Raw genomic sequence first — 456 nt, 5'->3', positions numbered from 1 at the left:
GCCGTAGGCGGAGATACGCGCCTGTGCGTTCGACGATGTCGTAAAGCCTGGGCGCGCCGAAATAGGCCCAGGGCGAGGAGATGCCGTAGAAGGCCTCGACCAGCGGGCGCTCACCTGCCGGCATGGCTGCCCTCCAGTTCGGAGTCCGCATCCTGCCACTCATCGCCAAGCAGTTCGGGCGTGTCGTAAGCCATCAAGGCCCGGTAATGTGTCTCGCGATCGGCGACGAAGAGTGCGCGGGCGATGCCGCGAGCCAGTCTCTCGGCGCCGTCGCTGACCGCCGGAATGTCACCCGAGAGCTTTCCGTGGCTCAGCATCGCAGGATAGTTGAAGCAGTGTATGCGGGAGAGAGCGGCGCAGGTGCCCGGTGCTTTCTCCTGGAATTCGAAGGCGGAGCCGAGATCGGGCGCGTGCAGCAGCTCAGCGCTGTCGTTTCCTGGCGGTGGCGTATAGCGG

At 65.4% G+C, this 456-nt stretch carries 1 protein-coding gene; it reads right to left on the bottom strand.

Features of this window, described 5'->3' with window-relative positions:
• Nucleotides 1–110: 110 nt before the first annotated feature.
• Nucleotides 111–456, bottom strand: a 346-nt coding sequence (locus AB4Y92_RS25785) for a hypothetical protein (protein WP_441822206.1), incomplete at its 5' end; no start/stop codon positions are given.

The organism is Lysobacter sp. TAB13 (assembly GCF_052113885.1).
Classification (GTDB): Bacteria; Pseudomonadota; Gammaproteobacteria; order Xanthomonadales; family Xanthomonadaceae; genus Lysobacter; species Lysobacter gummosus.
Note: the sequence above shows the minus strand (reverse complement) of the source record. Positions and strands in the feature narration are given on the sequence as shown.